Origin of the sequence: Niallia sp. FSL K6-0212, assembly GCF_038007605.1 — a bacterium.
Taxonomy (GTDB): domain Bacteria; phylum Bacillota; class Bacilli; order Bacillales; family Cytobacillaceae; genus Niallia; species Niallia circulans.
Map to the genome: position 1 here is coordinate 157,700 of NZ_JBBOXL010000001.1, position 18,365 is coordinate 176,064.

The 18,365-nt window shown below is 37.0% G+C and carries 14 protein-coding genes and 1 pseudogene; all 15 read right to left on the bottom strand.

What is annotated here, in order from left to right; genetic code table 11:
* Positions 1 to 96: 96 nt before the first annotated feature.
* Positions 97 to 990 (bottom strand): permease-like cell division protein FtsX, encoded by an 894-nt coding sequence (gene ftsX / locus MHH96_RS00715; protein WP_047943911.1) that lies wholly within the window; start codon positions 988 to 990, stop codon positions 97 to 99.
* The gene (gene ftsE, locus MHH96_RS00720; protein ID WP_047943910.1) at positions 980 to 1,666 is read right to left on the bottom strand and encodes a cell division ATP-binding protein FtsE; all 687 of its coding nucleotides are present in this window, start codon (positions 1,664 to 1,666) and stop codon (positions 980 to 982) included. Before ftsE ends, ftsX begins: the two co-directional genes overlap by 11 nt.
* A gap of 675 nt (positions 1,667 to 2,341) precedes the next feature.
* Positions 2,342 to 3,160 (bottom strand): YitT family protein, encoded by an 819-nt coding sequence (locus tag MHH96_RS00725; RefSeq protein WP_047943909.1) that lies wholly within the window; start codon positions 3,158 to 3,160, stop codon positions 2,342 to 2,344.
* A 407-nt stretch (positions 3,161 to 3,567) separates the two neighbouring features.
* Complete coding sequence (gene bacA / locus MHH96_RS00730; protein WP_047943908.1) at positions 3,568 to 4,368, bottom strand: undecaprenyl-diphosphate phosphatase; 801 nt, start codon at positions 4,366 to 4,368, stop codon at positions 3,568 to 3,570.
* Between the two features lie 142 nt (positions 4,369 to 4,510).
* The gene (locus tag MHH96_RS00735; protein ID WP_144546097.1) at positions 4,511 to 6,196 is read right to left on the bottom strand and encodes a DUF6044 family protein; all 1,686 of its coding nucleotides are present in this window, start codon (positions 6,194 to 6,196) and stop codon (positions 4,511 to 4,513) included.
* On the bottom strand, positions 6,193 to 6,621 hold the full coding sequence (locus MHH96_RS00740; RefSeq protein WP_144546095.1) for a GtrA family protein: 429 nt from the start codon (positions 6,619 to 6,621) through the stop codon (positions 6,193 to 6,195). The genes MHH96_RS00735 and MHH96_RS00740 overlap by 4 nt, the downstream gene beginning before the upstream one ends.
* Positions 6,618 to 7,601, bottom strand: a complete 984-nt coding sequence (locus MHH96_RS00745; RefSeq protein ID WP_047943905.1) for a glycosyltransferase family 2 protein — start codon at positions 7,599 to 7,601, stop codon at positions 6,618 to 6,620. The genes MHH96_RS00740 and MHH96_RS00745 overlap by 4 nt, the downstream gene beginning before the upstream one ends.
* A 243-nt stretch (positions 7,602 to 7,844) precedes the next feature.
* A protein-coding gene (gene prfB, locus MHH96_RS00750; protein ID WP_123258225.1) for a peptide chain release factor 2 occupies positions 7,845 to 8,949 on the bottom strand; the annotation gives its coding sequence in 2 pieces (ribosomal slippage) (positions 7,845 to 8,876 and positions 8,878 to 8,949; 1,104 coding nt in all).
* Between the two features lie 329 nt (positions 8,950 to 9,278).
* Positions 9,279 to 11,798 carry a preprotein translocase subunit SecA gene (gene secA / locus MHH96_RS00755; protein ID WP_144546093.1) on the bottom strand — a complete coding sequence of 840 codons (2,520 nt, stop codon included), beginning with the start codon at positions 11,796 to 11,798 and terminating at the stop codon, positions 9,279 to 9,281.
* Positions 11,799 to 12,208: 410 nt separating this feature from the next.
* Complete coding sequence (locus MHH96_RS00760) at positions 12,209 to 13,141, bottom strand: Gfo/Idh/MocA family protein (protein WP_328282794.1); 933 nt, start codon at positions 13,139 to 13,141, stop codon at positions 12,209 to 12,211.
* Between the two features lie 774 nt (positions 13,142 to 13,915).
* A pseudogene (locus MHH96_RS00765) lies at positions 13,916 to 14,083 on the bottom strand (Gfo/Idh/MocA family protein); the annotation flags it as partial.
* 19 nt (positions 14,084 to 14,102) lie between these two features.
* On the bottom strand, positions 14,103 to 15,257 hold the full coding sequence (locus MHH96_RS00770) for a Gfo/Idh/MocA family protein (RefSeq protein ID WP_144546091.1): 1,155 nt from the start codon (positions 15,255 to 15,257) through the stop codon (positions 14,103 to 14,105).
* Between the two features lie 186 nt (positions 15,258 to 15,443).
* On the bottom strand, positions 15,444 to 16,337 hold the full coding sequence (locus MHH96_RS00775) for an ABC transporter permease (protein ID WP_144546089.1): 894 nt from the start codon (positions 16,335 to 16,337) through the stop codon (positions 15,444 to 15,446).
* Positions 16,338 to 16,354: 17 nt separating this feature from the next.
* Positions 16,355 to 17,218 carry an ABC transporter permease gene (locus tag MHH96_RS00780; RefSeq protein WP_047943900.1) on the bottom strand — a complete coding sequence of 288 codons (864 nt, stop codon included), beginning with the start codon at positions 17,216 to 17,218 and terminating at the stop codon, positions 16,355 to 16,357.
* A 4-nt stretch (positions 17,219 to 17,222) separates the two neighbouring features.
* Complete coding sequence (locus MHH96_RS00785) at positions 17,223 to 18,353, bottom strand: ABC transporter ATP-binding protein (RefSeq protein ID WP_061800929.1); 1,131 nt, start codon at positions 18,351 to 18,353, stop codon at positions 17,223 to 17,225.
* Positions 18,354 to 18,365 lie beyond the last annotated feature (12 nt).

Here is an 18,365-nt window from a genome sequence, read left to right on the forward strand (position 1 = left end):
AAAACAGCATTTTTTCCAATATAATAGCTTGAAGCACTGTAGTTCTCGCTCTTCAAGCTATTGACCATAAGACTAATTTATTTAACGACAACTACTTTACACTCTTAAAAACTTGCGGATACTCATTACGGAACCCCATATTCCAATCACCGCTCCCATTACTAGAAGTAATCCGGATACTTGGAATACAAATGGAGTATAATCCAGAATTTTAATATAGCTTCCTGCTAATTTTGCAATTAAGAACTGATATGCATAGTAATATATTGCGCTAACTGCAGCTATCGGGATAATCGACCCTAATAGGCCCAGCCACATACCTTCTAAGAAAAATGGCCAGCGGATGAACCAGTTAGTCGCTCCTACTAAACGCATAATTTCAATTTCTTTTCTTCTTGCTACAATTGTAATCTTAATTGTATTAGAGATTAGGAACATCGCTGTAAATAGCAATCCAATAATCAGGACAATTCCTACGTTTCTACTCAAATTAATTGCGCTAAACAACTTTTCAACCGTGCCTTGTCCATACCTTACTTTTGCAACATGTTCAAATTTCTCAATCTTCTTTACTACAGCTAATGTATCCTCCGGATCTTTTGTTTTCACCACAAATACGTCATTCAACGGGTTATCCTGTTCAAAAAGTTTAAAGGCATCCCCATCTTCTCCTAGACTAGTGATTAAGTTGTCCAGTTCTTCTCCTTTAGGTGAGAAGATAACACTACCAACTTCAGGAATCCCCTTAATTTCTTCTTCTAGAGCGCTTTTCTCTTCTTTCGTTGCTGCCACATCAATATGCACTCTGATCTCTACATTTTCTTCAATGGAAGTCGCTACATGATTTAAATTCATCATAATAACGAAAAAAACACCAACAAGAATTAATGTGATCGTTACCGCACTGACAGAGGCAAATGTCATCCAACCATTACGAAGAAGGCTTTTAAAACTTTCTCTTGTATGTCTCGCTACTGTTCTAGCCTTCATAGCCGTATTCACCTCTCGTTTCGTCCCTTACAATTCTGCCGCCCTCAATAGCAATAACACGATGCTTAATCGTGTTAACAATTTCACGATTATGTGTTGCCATTACAATGGTTGTTCCTCTATTATTTATCGTTTCAAAAATATTCATAATATCCCATGACGTTTCGGGATCCAGGTTACCTGTAGGTTCATCTGCAATTACCAGTTTAGGAGAATTAACGATCGAGCGTGCAAGCGAAACACGCTGCTGCTCTCCTCCAGATAATTCTGTTGGCAGCATTCTTGCCTTATGCTTTAATCCAACTAGCTCTAAAGTATCCATGACTTTTTTCTTTATATTTTTTGGGTTTTCTTCAATAACTTCTAATGCAAAAGCCACATTTTCAAAAACAGTTAACGTGGGAAGAAGTTTAAAATCTTGAAAGACAACTCCCATGTTTCTTCTTAATAACGGAACTTTCTTATCTTTTAATTTTTCTAAATTAATACCATTTATTCGAATACTTCCTTGTGTGGGCTTTTCCTCACGATACATCATTTTAATGAACGTAGACTTCCCTGCACCACTTGGTCCTACTACATAAACAAATTCACCTTGATTAATCCTAACATTTATTCCATTAGCGGCTATTACACCGTTCGCATACTTCTTCATTACATTTTTCATTTCTATCATCTATTATCACACCTGAATTATTTTTTGTATGGATTATTGAAAAGCGAAGAAGGTACATATAAGTTTGAAAACATAAACGAATCACTGAAGAGTTATGATAGAAGTGATTTGGTTTATGAATTTATCCCCTAGCAATAAGTTTTATTTCTTTCACTTATTCCTTCCACTTTTCCATATGATTCAAAAACCAAAATTCGACAAGTTTCAACCGACTAAAAGTGACAATCTGCAATCTCTGCAGGTTGTTCCTTTTCTTACTTAAATTATTATATCATCATAATACGACAAATTAATGTAAAAAATTATTACATTTTCTTTTCAAACATAACATAAAGTACTATTGATTTCAGCACATACCAGCATTTCCTATTAATATAGTACTACAAATCGACCTATTTCCCCTTTATTTTTGTAATTTTCCTTGATAAATAGTATTATATACCTAAAAACACACATTAATATATCCAGTATTTACATAATGAAGGGATGCTTTTAGGCGGCAAAAAAGTTCATAAAATTAATTTTGTCTGCTTTTATAGGAGCAAAAAGAAAAATTCGACAAAAACAGGTCAGCTTTTTTCCCTTTCTCTGTTAAAATCAACATAAAAAAATATCTTTTTTAGTCCAATTCCTATTTCACGAATCAAATCTAAAAAAGATACTCTCATTTACTATTTATTTAAACCCTCTCCCGAGAACCTCTGAAGCGTCTGTTACAACAACAAAAGCTGTTTCATCGATTGATTGTACTAATTGCTTGAGCTTGATAAATTGAGATTGGTCTACGACACACATTAAAACAGGTCTTTCTGAATCTGTATAACCACCATGCGCTGTTAATCTTGTTACGCCACGATCAATCTTATTTAAAATCCCTTCTCTTACTTCTTCTTGCTTATCTGTAATGATTAAAGTCATTTTGGAACTGCCAAAGCCCACTTGAACCAAATCAATGGTTTTGCTCGTTACAAATAGGGCAATTAAAGCATATAAACCTTGTTCAATACTGAAGACGATAGAAGCGGTGATGACGATTACGCCATCGATCAGAGCTACACATTTTCCTAACGAAATGCCTGTATATTTGTTGATAATTTGTGCGGCTAAATCTGTGCCGCCAGTAGATGCTTTGCCTCTAAAAACAATACCAATCCCCAGGCCAATACCGATTCCGCCATATATCGCAGCTAATAAAGGTTCATTGGTCCATGGCTCCAATCCTCTAGAGAGATACACAACAAATGGCAAAAATACGGTACCTATTAATGTTTTCACTCCAAAGTTTCTTCCTAATAATATAACCCCTAACACAAATAATGGAATATTAAAGGCCCACTGTACATAGGCTGGCTCCCACTTGAATACCGCCTTCGTAATAGTGCTTATTCCACTTACACCGCCAGATGCAATATTATTAGGTAATAAAAATAAATTAAAGGATAAAGCGACAATAGCCGACCCTATTAGCACATAAATATATTCGCGCCATTTCATTTTTTTACACCTCTATTTTCTTGTCAGTTTATGTCATATTTACTTGGTGTTCGTATTCGACAATCTTTTTTATGTTAAAAAGTATAATCAAGAATATGACATGGTTTTACTATTCAGCTTATTCTATAGAAAAAATCCACATAAAAAAGAGGAAGCGATGTGCATTTCCCCAGTTTTCTGCTTCTAAAAAACAAAATGATTCTTCCAAGCAGAGAGTATATCATCTATTATTTGAAGTGTAAATGGTGGCAAATTAGCGTGGTAAAGCGATGAAATAATGGAAATCTTCTTCAGAAGGGTTTTGTTATTTGCCGTATTTATCCATGAAACTAAACAGACCTTTACGACAGTTTGGATAGAAAAATGGGACCTCACAACAAAAGTACTGCGAGGCCTTTCTTCCAAGCTTATAAAATAAAAATCCAAAAGAGGAAGGCAAGTACAAAACGATAATAGGCAAAGGGTGCAAGTTTAATTTTATTGATCAGTTTCAAAAAGAATTTGATTGCTAATAATGCAACAACAAAAGCAGTGATAAATCCAGTCAAGAAAAGAGGAAGATCCTGTGGGGATAAATAGTTCCAGCTTTCGAATAAGTCTTTTCCTGTTGCTGCTGCCATAATAGGAATGGCCATAATAAATGTAAATTCAGATGCTGCTTTATGGCTCATACCAGCAAGAATTCCGCCAGATAAAGTCGCTCCAGAACGAGAAAATCCTGGTACTAACGCAAAACACTGAAACATTCCAACTGTAAAGGCTTGCTGATACGTAACCTGATCGAGTGTTTCTGCTGTAGGGCTACGGGGCTTCCATTTCTCGGCTGCAAGCATCAGTAAGCCGCCAATTATAAGGGTGATCACGACCGTTCCTGACCGAAAAAGCACTTCCTTAATAAAATCATAGAACAGGATGCCACCTACCCCAAACGGGATAATGCCAATTGCGATATGAAAAATACTTAATGTCCCAACATCCTCTTCTGCCTGCCATTTTTTTATTCCAAGAATACTTAAAATTCGTCTCCAAAATACAAATACAACAGCAAGAATGCTTCCTAGCTGAATAATAATCTCAAATGTTTTTGCTTTTTCCCCTGTGAATTCCAGTAAATGTGCTACCAATATAAGATGTCCCGTTGATGAAACAGGTGCAAACTCGGTTAATCCTTCCACTATTCCTAATATAATAGCAATCATAATCTCCATGAAGCTCCTCCTATAAGAACGGTATGTGTAAAAATGCTTATTAACGCCTGTCCATTTTAATATATTTTTTTACCTTCCTATCTAGAATCAAAAATAAAAAAATGCCTGACTTCTTCTTGATAACGAGAAGTCAGACATTCTTTTACATCACTTTATATAAATAAATATGCCAATTGCTATTTTTGGATTCGAAGTCCTTCATAAAAGTGAGATTAGTTTCTGCTGCATTATTAATCGGAACGGCTGAGAGAATATATTGGCCACCCATCTCTTTCAACGCCTCAACATTTAGTTGTAAATGATTGATTTCTTTATTGGACCGCTTCGAGTATTGATAATTCTTACCCAATTCATCGACGAAAATATAACATCTTCCACCCCAGTCATCATAGTAGGTTCTCAATGCTTTATTTTTATTAAGCTCTGGCTCTATTATTTTCCTGAATTGAAGCTTGTAATCTAGTGGATAAATATTGCTGTAGGAATCAAGGGTATACAAGCCATTGTATTGTGCTATATTCGGATGAATACCGATACTCACTACTCTATATTGGTCGAGCGGTTTTCCAATGTATTTCTTTATGTCAGTAAACTGTTCTGTAGCAAAGTATGCTTTATAGCTTGGTTGATTTTTGTACATGATTTGTTCATTTGTCGGTACTAAAACAAGTAATTGACCAATAATCAGCACATAGACTAACTTTCGTCCCATGTTACGGTACTTCCATAACATTTTTAAGGTAAGAGCAAATAAAACATAAATAATCATTGGGCGCAGATAATGGAAGCGCGCAAAGTTGAAGCTTGTTAAAATACCAAACTTCTCTTTTAATGGCTGCCAGCCTTCAAAAAACCAAAAAGCATACCATGTGGATAAGACAATATTCAATAGGTGAAGACCGATGTATAGTTTATTTTCACGCCACTGTTTTTTCAAAAGAACAAAGAGTAATCCAAATAAAGTCAATGGTAAAATAATATATTGATGAATGGTTCGATCTTGATTATGACTGAATACATAATTTTTACCTACAAGCTTTAAGGTTTGTACAAAATTCAACTTTGACTGGTAAAATACATCTCTGTTCGTTAATTCATCGGATATCGGGGCAATCATCGAAACAACAAGACGATAATCGATTGCCAAATAAACCATTGTCATATACAAAATGGCGAAAAATAATGGCCAGTTGCTTTTTTTATTCCGCACGAAGTCATATAGCCAGAACAACCCCAGAGCAGCTAGGAAATAGAAAAAGCCGATCACAAAGGTGGAAAAGAAAGGAAGCAGCGTTAAAACAGCTAGATCTTTCCAGCTTCTTTCCCCCTTATAAATATTCAGCATACTCCATAAAGCAAGAGGCATTCCAAGAATACTAAGCATTCCTGATGGCCAATAAGGTGTTAAGCTAAAGGCAAGCGCCACCCCAATAGTTAGGATATAAGCTTTATTATGCTCTTCTTTCATCACATATTTTTTCAATAATAGATACATGCCAATAAAAGCAACAAAATGTGTTATTGCTTGGCAAAGGCCATAGGCAATAACAGGTGGCAAGAATTGAAATAGAAACACCATTGCATAATACTCTGAATAATAGGTGTCTCTCGAAAATTCCCCATTCATAATTTGTTCCACTGGTGTATGTAATGGCGAGAAGGCAATTCCGTTATCTTTCATCACCTCATACCAGCCCAAATTAGAATCTAGGTTATCATGCACACGCATATGTGCATCTTCATTTAACACAAAATAAGGAAGTACCCATACGAAAATAATGGCAATTGCTATATAAAAAAACGTTCTTTCTCTTTTTAGATAATTCATTTGACGCTCCTAGCATTTTGTTGATATCTTTTTGGAAAAACAAAATATTTTTGTCCAGCATAATTTAACAAGGTATAGAAGCCACTTCCAAACAGAACGGCGATTTCATCTGTATAGGAAGCGAAAATGTTCCAATCACCAAGCAGCATTTCAACCAGCACTAACCCAGCTTTATATGCCAGCAGATAAGAGGCTAAAATTACGGCAATAAAGCGAAGTCCACTGCTTCCTAGAGCGGCATTGCTTTTGAATGTAAATCGCTTATTTAAAAAGTAGCTCACACATGCTCCTACAGCATTTCCGATAAAAGTTGCGGCCCAATAGTCGAAATGAAAGGCGTTTAAGCATAAATAAATCATTGTTAAACCAATAAAAGTATTCATAAGACCAACTACTAAAAATATAAGAAATGATTTATCCTTCATCTAGATTGTACCTTTGATCTATTTTCTATTTTTTTGCATAGGTTGCTTTCAATAATATAACGGGGCCGCTGCTTCACTTCTTCATAAATTTTTCCTATGTACTCACCGATTAAACCGATACTCATAAGCATTAATCCACCAAGCAGCCAAACAGAAATCATTATAGAAGTCCATCCCGATTCTGTATGCCCCATAAATTTTTGGACGATGGCATATACACCAGCAAATACGCTAATAACAGAAAATAAGAAACCTAGTATGGTAATAAGACGGATTGGCTTGACACTAAAAGAAGTGATTCCATCTAAAGCAAAAGCAATCATCTTACGGAACGGATATTTGGATTCTCCTGCCGCTCGTTCCTTTCGCTCATAATAAACCTTTGTTGATTTAAAGCCTAGTAAAGGGACAATCCCTCTTAAAAATAAGTTAGACTCTTTAAAGCGAAGCATTTCCTCAATCGCTCTTTTACTTAACAATCGGTAGTCAGCATGGTTATAAACAAGGGATAATCCCATTTTCTCCATTAAACGATAAAAGCCCTGGGCAGTATTTCTTTTGAAAAAAGTATCTGTTTCTCTCTTACTTCTTACCCCATAAACTATCTCATTGCCTTTTAAATACTCTATTATGAAATCTCTGATTACACTCGTGTCATCTTGAAGGTCAGCATCGATGCTTATTACACAATCTGAAAACTTCACAGCCTCTTCTAAACCAGCTAATAATGCCCGCTGATGACCAAAATTTCTAGATAGCTTAATTCCACTAACTAACGGGTCAAACAAAGTAGCATTTTCTATTTTCTCCCATGTCGCATCTTTACTGCCATCATCAATAAACAATAATTGGCTTTGTTCACTGATTAAATTTTCTTCCATTAAATCGCGCAAAACAGTACGTAAATTCCCCATTGTCTGCTCAAATACCTCTTCCTCATTGAAACATGGTACTGCAATGGTTAATATTGTTTTTTGCATTTGTACTACCTCTTTTCTTTCCGTTTATTGCTCAAACCAAATATCCCTTTTAAATTATCCCACTTAAGTAAGACGATAAAACTGTAGAATAGTTTCATAAATTGGAAAAAATTATATGAAAAATATGTAAAAAATAGTGAAATGCTAGTGATAACGGATACATTTTCCTGAAATTCCAATAAAAAAGCCAAATTCGGAATGGATTAGCACACACTAATCCATTCCGAATTTGACTCGCATTTATTAGGCATTAATTTTTGAACGAAGATAAGCATTAATAAAGATATCAAGGTCACCATCCATAACAGATTGTGTATTCCCGACCTCTGTATTGGTGCGGTGATCTTTCACCATAGAATATGGATGGAAAACATAAGATCGGATTTGGCTTCCCCACCCAATTTCTTTTTGTTCACCGCGGATTTCTGCAAGCTTCTCTTCCTGCTCTTCAATTTTGCGTTGATATAATTTCGCTTTTAACATTTTCATGGCTGTTTCTCTGTTTTTAATTTGGGAACGTTCTGTTTGACAGGAAACAACAACCCCTGTTGGAATATGTGTAATACGTACAGCAGAGTCCGTGGTGTTAATATGCTGACCACCCGCTCCACTTGCACGGTACGTATCAATTTTTAAATCTTCTGTACGAACTTCGATTTCAATTTCATCATTAAACTCAGGCATTACATCACAAGATACAAAGCTTGTATGTCTGCGCCCCGATGAATCAAACGGGGAAATACGAACTAAACGGTGTACCCCTTTTTCTGCTTTTAAGTATCCATAAGCGTTATGGCCTTTAATCGCCAATGTTACACTTTTAATCCCAGCTTCATCCCCTGGCAAATAGTCCAAAGTTTCCACCTTGAAGCCTTTTTTCTCTGCATATCTTGTATACATACGTAAAAGCATACTGCCCCAGTCTTGAGACTCTGTTCCACCAGCTCCTGGATGAAGTTCCAAGATGGCATTGTTTTTATCATATGGTCCACTTAATAATAAATTTAACTCGAACTGACTTAAACGACCGACTAATTCTGTAAGCTCCTCTTCCAACTCCGCACGAAGTTCAGCATCGTCTTCCTCTTTCACCAATTCATATGTTAACTCAAGGTTTTCAAAAGTCTCCACTAATTTATAAAACTCATGAACTTGATCTTTTAATGCATTGCTTTCTGAAATCACGGTCTGAGCAGCCTGCTGATCATTCCAGAAATCAGGATGAAGCATATCATCTTCTAACATAGCAATACGCGCCTCTTTGTTTTCTAAGTCAAAGAGACCCCCTAAAGTTTTCTAGTGTTACATTTATCTTTTCTAACTCATTGCGAATATCTGCTAATTCCATTCATGTCACCCTTTTATATAAATTATAGTTCTAGGTAGTTTACTACTTCCTTTATGTATTATATGGCTTTTTGAAAAAAAATGCATGTTTTCCTGTTAATTTCATGGTGGATAATGATTTTACCGGCGGAGAGAGAGGATTAGTTGCGGTTTTTATTCAATATGCTTGCGGATTCTTCTGCATTACTTGCGACTCTTCTCACTTTATTTGCGACTCCCCAAACTTTTATGACTCTCCTTTTCCCCCTACAAACTTGTTCCGCAAACCAAAGCCAATTAAAAAAACCTATCCTTCCTTAAAAGGAAAGATAGGCTGCTCACGAAATTCTTTTATAAATTTGCTCCATGGCAATTTTTATATTTCTTGCCGCTTCCACAGAAGCATGGTGCGTTACGTCCGATATCTAGTTGTTTTACTGCTGGCTTTTTCTTTGGTTTCTTGTCGCCGCCGTCTTCTTTCGGGTTTACTGCTTGGCCTTTTGCCACTTCTTCCCTTTCCAGATTATTGCGGATTTCTGCTTTCATGATATATTTAGCGACATCTTCTTCAATGGCAATAACCATTGCTTCAAACATAGCAAAACCTTCTGATTGATATTCACGAAGCGGATCGATTTGTCCATAGGCACGAAGGTGAATACCTTGTCGTAACTGATCCATTTGGTCAATATGGTCAATCCACTTGCTGTCTACTGCACGAAGCACGATAACTTTTTCAAATTCGCGCATTTGCTCAGGAGAAAGCTTCTCTTCTTTCTCATCATAGCTTTGTAGTACTTTCGCGAAAATAAATTCAACGATTTCATCGCCTTCTTTTCCGCGAAGATCACTTACTTCTACTTCGCCTTCGTTAAGAAGATTTCCACTTACATAATCCACGATCGCTTGTAAATCCCAGCTTTCTCTATCAGCATTATCTGGAGTATGCGCTTGGATATTTCTCTCTAATGATGATTTAATCATATTTTCTACAATAGAGCGCAGATTTTCCGAAGTTAATACTTCGTTACGTTGTGAGTAGATAATCTCACGTTGTTGACGAAGAACATCATCGTATTGCAGCAATTGCTTACGTGAGTCAAAGTTATTTCCTTCAACACGTTTTTGGGCAGATTCTACAGCACGAGAGACCATTTTACTTTGAATTGGCTGAGAATCATCCATGCCTAGTCTTGTCATCATATTTTTCATATTATCGGAGCCAAAACGGCGCATCAATTCATCTTCCATCGAAAGATAGAATTGTGTAACCCCTGGATCTCCTTGACGACCAGAACGACCACGAAGCTGATTATCAATACGTCTACTTTCATGACGCTCTGTACCGATAACGGCTAATCCGCCTAATTCTTTTACACCTTCACCAAGTTTAATATCCGTACCACGACCTGCCATATTCGTTGCGATTGTCACGGAACCTTGTTCTCCGGCAGTTGCAATGATTTCCGCTTCTCTTTCATGGTTTTTCGCGTTCAAGACATTATGTGGAATGCCCTTTTTCGTCAAATATTTAGAAATAATTTCAGACGTTTCAATCGCAACTGTACCGACAAGTACCGGTTGGCCTTTTTTGTGGCGCTCGGCAATGTCCTCCACTACTGCTCTAAATTTCCCATCCATAGAAGCATAGATTAAATCTGCGCGGTCATCACGAACGATCTCACGGTTTGTTGGAATAACAACAACATTCATATTATAAATGTTGCGGAATTCTTCTTCTTCTGTTTTCGCTGTACCAGTCATCCCTGCAAGCTTTTCGTACATACGGAAATAGTTTTGGAATGTGATGGTTGCAAGGGTCATACTTTCATTTTGAATCTCTAAGTTTTCCTTTGCTTCAATTGCTTGATGCAAACCATCGCTGTAGCGGCGACCTTTCATCAGACGACCTGTAAATTGGTCAACAATGACAATTTCACCATCTTGAACCACATAGTCTACATCCTTATGCATACTTGCATGGGCTTTTAACGCTTGGGTAATATGATGATTAATCGCAACATTGGAAACATCAAAGAGGTTTTCAATTTGGAATACACGCTCTGCTTTGGACATTCCTTCTTCTGTTAATTGAACACCCTTTGTTTTTTCATCATACGTATAATCTTTTTCTGGTTTTAAGCTGCTGACAAAAATGTTGGCACGAACGTACAGCTGTGTTGATTTTTGCGCAGAACCGGAAATGATAAGCGGTGTACGTGCTTCATCAATTAAAATAGAATCGACTTCATCGATTACGGCATAATACAATGGTCTTTGTACCTTCTGCTCATTATAAAGAACCATGTTATCACGCAAATAGTCAAAACCAAACTCATTATTTGTTCCATAAGTAATATCTGCATTATACGCAGCTTGCTTATCTTCTCTTGAAAGGCCATTTAAGTTAAGGCCCACGGTTAAACCAAGAAAATTATATAATTGTCCCATTTCTGCCGCATCACGAGTAGCAAGATATTCGTTGACTGTAACAACATGGACCCCTTTGCCAGAGAGAGCATTTAAATATACAGGCATTGTCGCAGTTAACGTTTTACCTTCCCCTGTTTTCATCTCTGAAATATTACCGTCATGAAGGGAGGCTCCCCCCATTAACTGGACAGGATATGGATAAAGTCCAAGCACACGCTTTGCTGCTTCTCGAACAACTGCAAATGCTTCTACCAATAAGTCGTCTAATGTTTCCCCTTTTTGGAATCGTGCCTTGAATTCTTCTGTTTTTCCCTTTAATTGCTCATCCGATAATGCTGCCGTTTCATCTGCAAGCAATTCAATCTTATCCGCAATTTTAGTTAATTTTTTAATATCGCGTTTGTTTTGATCAAATACTTTATTTAAAATTCCAAGCATTAAAAAACGCTCCTTTTTCTATTATAATGAGAAATCGCACTAGTTAAAGGGAAGACTATCTTTTTTTCATTAAAAACAGATGAAAAATATTTGTCTTCTTTGTTAACTTATCCTGTGATTTCATCCTTTAAAATCCATTTTTTGATTATTTATCTATAAGACTGACGTAATACTATATATTATAGAAGAAAAATGATCGCTAAATACCCATTTTTCTTTAAAATGAAACTAGTATCATCTATACATCTTACCATTTCCACAATAGCGTGACAACTTATACCTAGTAAAACAAAGCATTCTATCAAGCAGACGGACACAAAACAAATAAAACGAGAGGCATGAATATTATTCTGCACTCTCGTTTTATTTGTTTTGGCTATCGCCAATTCACTAACAATCTTTTAATAGACCTATTCGATTTTTATCGCTTTTTCCTGTGCTTCAATACATAATGCCGCAGCAGTAAAGGCATGTTCCTGCGTCATCGCATTTTCTGTGCCATTTATGCAATCTAAAATAAATTGACCGAAAAATGGATAGCCTACTTTACCGCTTAATTGATAGTATTTTTCTCCTTCTCCATTTACCAAAAATAAATGGTTCCCCTCCTTGCTGCGTGCTATATCAATATACTTTCGGACTTCAATATAGCCTTCTGTCCCAATAATTGTCACACGGCCATCTCCCCAAGTTCCCAGCCCATCCGGAGTAAACCAATCGACACGGAAATAAAAGGTAGCGCCATTATCTGCCACCAAGGTTGCATCCCCATAATCCTGAAATTCTGGATATTGCTTATAGTGATAGTTAGCAACCGTACTATGGAGAACTTTTGCACTTTTCGCATTTGCATAATGTAAAAATTGCTCGATTTGATGACTGCCAATATCCGTTAAAATTCCGCCATATTGCTCTGGATCAAAGAACCAGTCAGGTCGGCTATTGACATTAGCACGATGAGGTCCTGTGCCCATTACAGAAATAACCCGGCCAATCGCTCCTTCTTCTATTAATTGACCAGCAAATACGGCACTTTCTACATGTAATCGTTCACTATAATAAATTCCCCATCTTCGACCAGTCTCTGCTACTTTTTGCTTTGCTTGCTCGACTTGAGCCATTGTAGTAAAAGCAGGTTTATCCACAAAATAGTGTTTCCCAGCATCTAATACTCTTAACCCTAGTGGACCACGCTGGACTGGAATATTCGCACTTGCTACAAGCTGAATCGTTTTATCTTGGAGGATTTCCTCTTCTGACGCTGCTGCCCTTGCTTGTGGATAGGTTTGGATAAATTTTTGCACTTTTTCATCATATAGTGATAGGTAAACCTTTGAGGCCATCTCCAGCTTTTCCCCCACTTCACACCGTGCATGAGACTTTCACCTCACACGGCGTTCCATTGAAAATTCCAAAAGAATCGTGTGTTATTTATTATGTATCTAGCATTCTTGGAAATTTCCAACTAGAGCCTATCCCTCCCCCATTTATTATCATGGTTTCATAGGTACTGTGACTCCACTCTCACGAAAGGTTAATCTGTTTTAATAGGTTATGTTATTCCCCTTTATATACAGAACTGCTTCATAAGCAGGTTAATGCCTCCACATCCTTCCGCTTTCCACGTTCCAATTTCTCTATCCTTCCCATATATCCTTAGGTCTCTCCTATGGTCCTGTATGTATAACTTGCCTGTAACAAGCTATGGGCTTTCATAATCCAGATTCTTACTTACCCACCCATACGATCGCAATTTTGCCACCTGCTGCATTTCTACAGCATTTATGTCTAGAACCGTACATTCGGAGATTTGTCAGTATATCCCTATTCATTCTAACCATAGATACTTTATGGACTCCCGGCATATAGGATACACCATCTACCGCTAGACAGCTTTCGTGATTGACAAGGAATGCCCCTTATCAACTTACGGTATCTCTCTGCCGACTTCACCGAGCTTCATACCAATCTATTTAACCATAGAAATGGCATGTCGGAGTATTAGAGTAGGCGTTTCAGAGCGTTACCTCTTCATTCCACCTATCGAGAAATTAGTTCTCCTAAGGTGATTAAAGTACCTTAGTGTCTAACCTTTTCCGTTAGAAACGTGTCGCACCTGGATCATAAACAGCTACTAACGTGCCGCCTGCTTCTATTAATCCATTACACATCCCATAGATATGCCCATGGTCTAAGCCAATCGCAGCAAACAGAAATTCCCCTTCTGCGACTACCTTATTTACTTGACCTTTCGGCGCATAATTCATTCCATCATTTTTATTCACATTTTTCTCCTCCTTCATATTACTCATATTTACCGCCTACCGTAATATCATTATCTTCAAAATTTTCAATGGCTGTTTTCTTTTCGTAAAAATGAATTGCATTTGTCTGTGTACCTTCTCTTGTGTAGAATAAATTATCTTTTGTTAATGGCAGCTTAATGGTTTTCCCTGTACTCGCAGATTCATAGATTGCTGAAATAAGCTCAAGTGTTTGTCTGCCTTGTTCTCCATCTACTAGCACTGCTGTTCCTTGTTCCAACGCTGTTAACACATCATCGATTTGCCCAGGGTGCCCTTCATATGGAATATCATCTAGCTGCTCATAATAGCGCTGAATTTTTTCTTCCAGTTCTATATCCGCTTCTGGAAATCCATTTCCCTTTGATTTAGACGCTTTTACTTTCCATGGTACGGAGACTCTAGCATTTTTCCCTTGAAAAATTAACTGCTGTTCTTCTCCATGATGGATAACAGAGCTTGTTATTTGTGCAAGGCTGCCATCATCATAACGGCAAATAGCAATAGAAATATCCTCAACTTCTGCATTATCGTGGGAGGCATTACTCATCACAGCAGTTACCTCTGTTGGCATTCCATTCATCCATTTAAAAATATCAATATGATGGACTGCATGATTTAAGGTACAACCACCGCCTTCTTTTTCCCAAGTACCTCGCCACCATAAATCATAATAACTATGCCCGCGCCACCAGAAGGAATCAATCTGTGTATGGACAATCGGTCCCATCATTTTCGTATCTAGTACGCTCTTTAACTTCATCATTGGACTTAGAAAACGATTTTGCGAAATAACGGACAATAACTTGTTATTTCTTTCTGCCGCTGCATTCATGGCATCACACTCTTCTAAAGAAGAAGCCATTGGTTTTTCCACCAATACATTTTTTCCAGCATCAAGAAAATCAATGGCAATTTTTGCATGAGTATAAGGCGGCGTACACACCGAAACTAAATCAATGTCTGTTCGCTCCAGCATCATTTGATAGTCTTCGTACACGGTTGCATTCAAATGGAATTCCTCGGCCTGTTTTTTTGCCTTTTCAGGATACAAATCACATAAGGCAACAATCCTACAGCGCTTAGGAAATTGTTGATATGCTTCAATATGAGCAGATGAAATGGCTCCTGAACCGATAATAGCTACGTTTAGCACAAAACCCTCTCCTTTTCCTTAATCTATTTATTCTTGTTAAAAGAGATTTAGAATCGTTAATCTCCTAGAAATACCTTCTTTACGTTTCATATAAGTCTAGCAGTCTTCTTTGTTTGAAATGCTTCTAAGTAATTCTATGCGACTATTTCACATAAATATTTTTTTCGACATCAGCGAATTATCATTTTATTTTTTACCAAGCCGTCTTTGGGTAAAGCTGGAAATCCATAAACTAATAAAAGCAAATAACAATAATGGAAACATTAATGTTAATGCTAGTGAATTAAGCATAGGCTGCGGCTGGGAACCTGCTCCTTGAAGGACACTGAATACCATAACACTTAGCGTCTGTGTCTTCGGTCCAGAGATTAATAGGATAATGGTAAATGTGCTAAACATACGAATGAAAATATTAATGGCAGAAGCCGTTAACCCAGGGACTAATTGCGGGATAACAATTCTACTAAATAATTTAAATTTAGTTGCACCTAAGGATTCAGCAGCCCATTCCAATCTTGGATCCAGCGATTCCATAAATGGCAGCAAAATGAAAACAGAAAACGGAATACCGACAATTAAGTTAACTAATATTAAGCCAGGAATTGTTTCCGCTAGACCTGTTGAATAAAAAATGGAAGCAACAGGTATGGCATAAACAAGTTCTGGTAAGGTAAAAGGCATCTGAAAGAAACTAATCAAGCCTTCTTTAAAAGGAAAGGACTTACGCCCCAATACATATGCAGTTGGAATACTTAGCAACAATGATATAATGGTCGCAGTTACAACAATTTGTAAAGTTATTTTATAAAAGTGACCTATTTCATAAACCTGCCAAGCCTGAACAAACCAGTCCACTGTGTACCCTGCTGGAAGGAAAGTACCATACCATTCTGTTCCGAAGGCAGTTAGTAATACAGCGATCGTCATACCAATAATGGAGGTGATACATACTATTATTAAAAGCCATGTTAGAAATTTATAGAGCATTTTTAGTAATCCTGCCACTTTACTATTCTTAGGTACACTTGCTTCCGTAGGATTGTTTATACCACCCTTAATGGTATTCTCCACAATTCTCACTACATTTCACCTCTTTGTTATTTAAATGTACTTGCTGAACCGACGAATCCTCTTTTACGTAAAGCAAACACAATTGCCAGAATTACTAATTGCGTAATTGCCATTACTACAGCAACTGTATTAGCCATACTGTAGTTAAAGTTTCGCATTGCTTCCTCGAAAGCAACTACAGCAAATGTCCTGGTTGCCGATGCAGGATTACCTACAATCACAGCAGAAGTATACACACCAATCTGCATAATAATATTTAAAGCAAATACTCTTAAAACCCCACCACGAATAAGTGGATAAAATACTCGTCTAAATGTAACCCATTCGCTGGCTCCAAGCGATCTGGAAGCTTTTTCTAAATTTGGATCAATGGAATCCATCATTCCAATGAAATTAGTAGCAAGGAATGCCACACCCAAAATAACACAAGCAATAAATGCACCAGTATAGTTATAGACAAGTCTGATTGGCTCATCAATCAGGCCAATTTGTAAAAGAATCGTGTTGAACCAGCCTGTTGGCTTGAAAAATGAAATAATCGCCATATCAATAATTAAGGAGCCTAATGTAAGGGGGAAAATAATTAATCCGGCTATTATTCCTTTGCCCCTCATCTTTCCTCTTATATAATAGGTAATCGCGAAGGCAATAAATAACTCCAGAAATGCTGCTGGAATAATTAAAGCAAGTGTTCGAAAAATGGTTTGATAATAATCTGGGTTTGTAAAAAACTCAATATAGTTACCCATCGTGAAATTAGAGGTTCCATTTTCTTGGAATGTCATCATAATCCCTCTTATTAATGGATAAACAAATATCAAAAGTACTGGGAGCAGACTCGGGAGAAGCATTAAATAATCACTTTTTTTCGGTTTTGCCTGTTGATTCATGTTTTCACCCCTCATCCAAAATAATAATCTTATCGGGATTCAAATAAAGCTTTACTTTTTGGTGTGCCGTATAAGGATCCAGCCCTAAAACACTAGTCTTCAAAACAGAACCATCTTTGATTTTAATTTCATAGCCAGTAGTGCTTCCAACATAATCCCCAACCAATATCTCCCCTTCTATTACATTGGCTCCAATTCGATCATTTGAGACAATTTCAATCATTTCTGGCTTAATTGTTAGAAGTACACTATCGCCTACCTGGTGGCGACCATTTCCTTTTATCTCTAAACGAAGCTTGGAATCTGACTCAAAAATAAGGTAATCATTATTTTTACTGACAATCATTCCTTTAATAAAGTTAGCGTAGCCTAAGAAATTGGCAACAAAGTGATTTTTAGGCTTTCCGAAAATTTCCTTAGGAGTGCCTAGCTGTTGAATTTCTCCTTTAGACATTACTGCTATTTTAGTGGAAAGCGACAATGCTTCTTCTTGATCATGTGTTACATAAATAGTGGTGATCGCTAGTTCATCATGAATTTTTTTTATTTGAATTCGCATATCTTTACGAAGCTTTGCATCCAAATTACTTAATGGTTCATCTAATAATAGAACCTTTGGACGAATAACTAGTGCTCTTGCAAGGGCAACACGCTGCTGCTGTCCTCCACTTAACTCTTTAATAAATCTATTTTCCAGCCCATTTAGCTGAACCATCTCCACCGCCTCTTGCACTCTGCGCCTTTTTTCTTTTTTTTCTACTTTGCGCATATCTAAACCAAATGCGATGTTTTGAGAAACGGTCATATGGGGAAATAATGCGTAGTTCTGAAAAACCATGCCAATATCTCGCCTATTCATAGCAATATGATTAATCGGAGAGCCATTAAATAGAATATCTCCTGAAGTCGGCTCAAGGGTTCCTAATACCATCGATAAAATAGTTGTTTTCCCACAGCCGCTTGGACCAAGGAATGTCATAAATTCGCCGCTCTCAATTGTCAAATTTGCATTATTCACAGCTGTTGATTCACCAAATTGTTTCGTTAAATTCTTGATTTCAACCTTTGTACTTGTCGTGTTCTTGACTGCTTTAGATACTGCCGACTCCGTATTTGCCAATACTGATTGTTCCATACTAATTCCTCC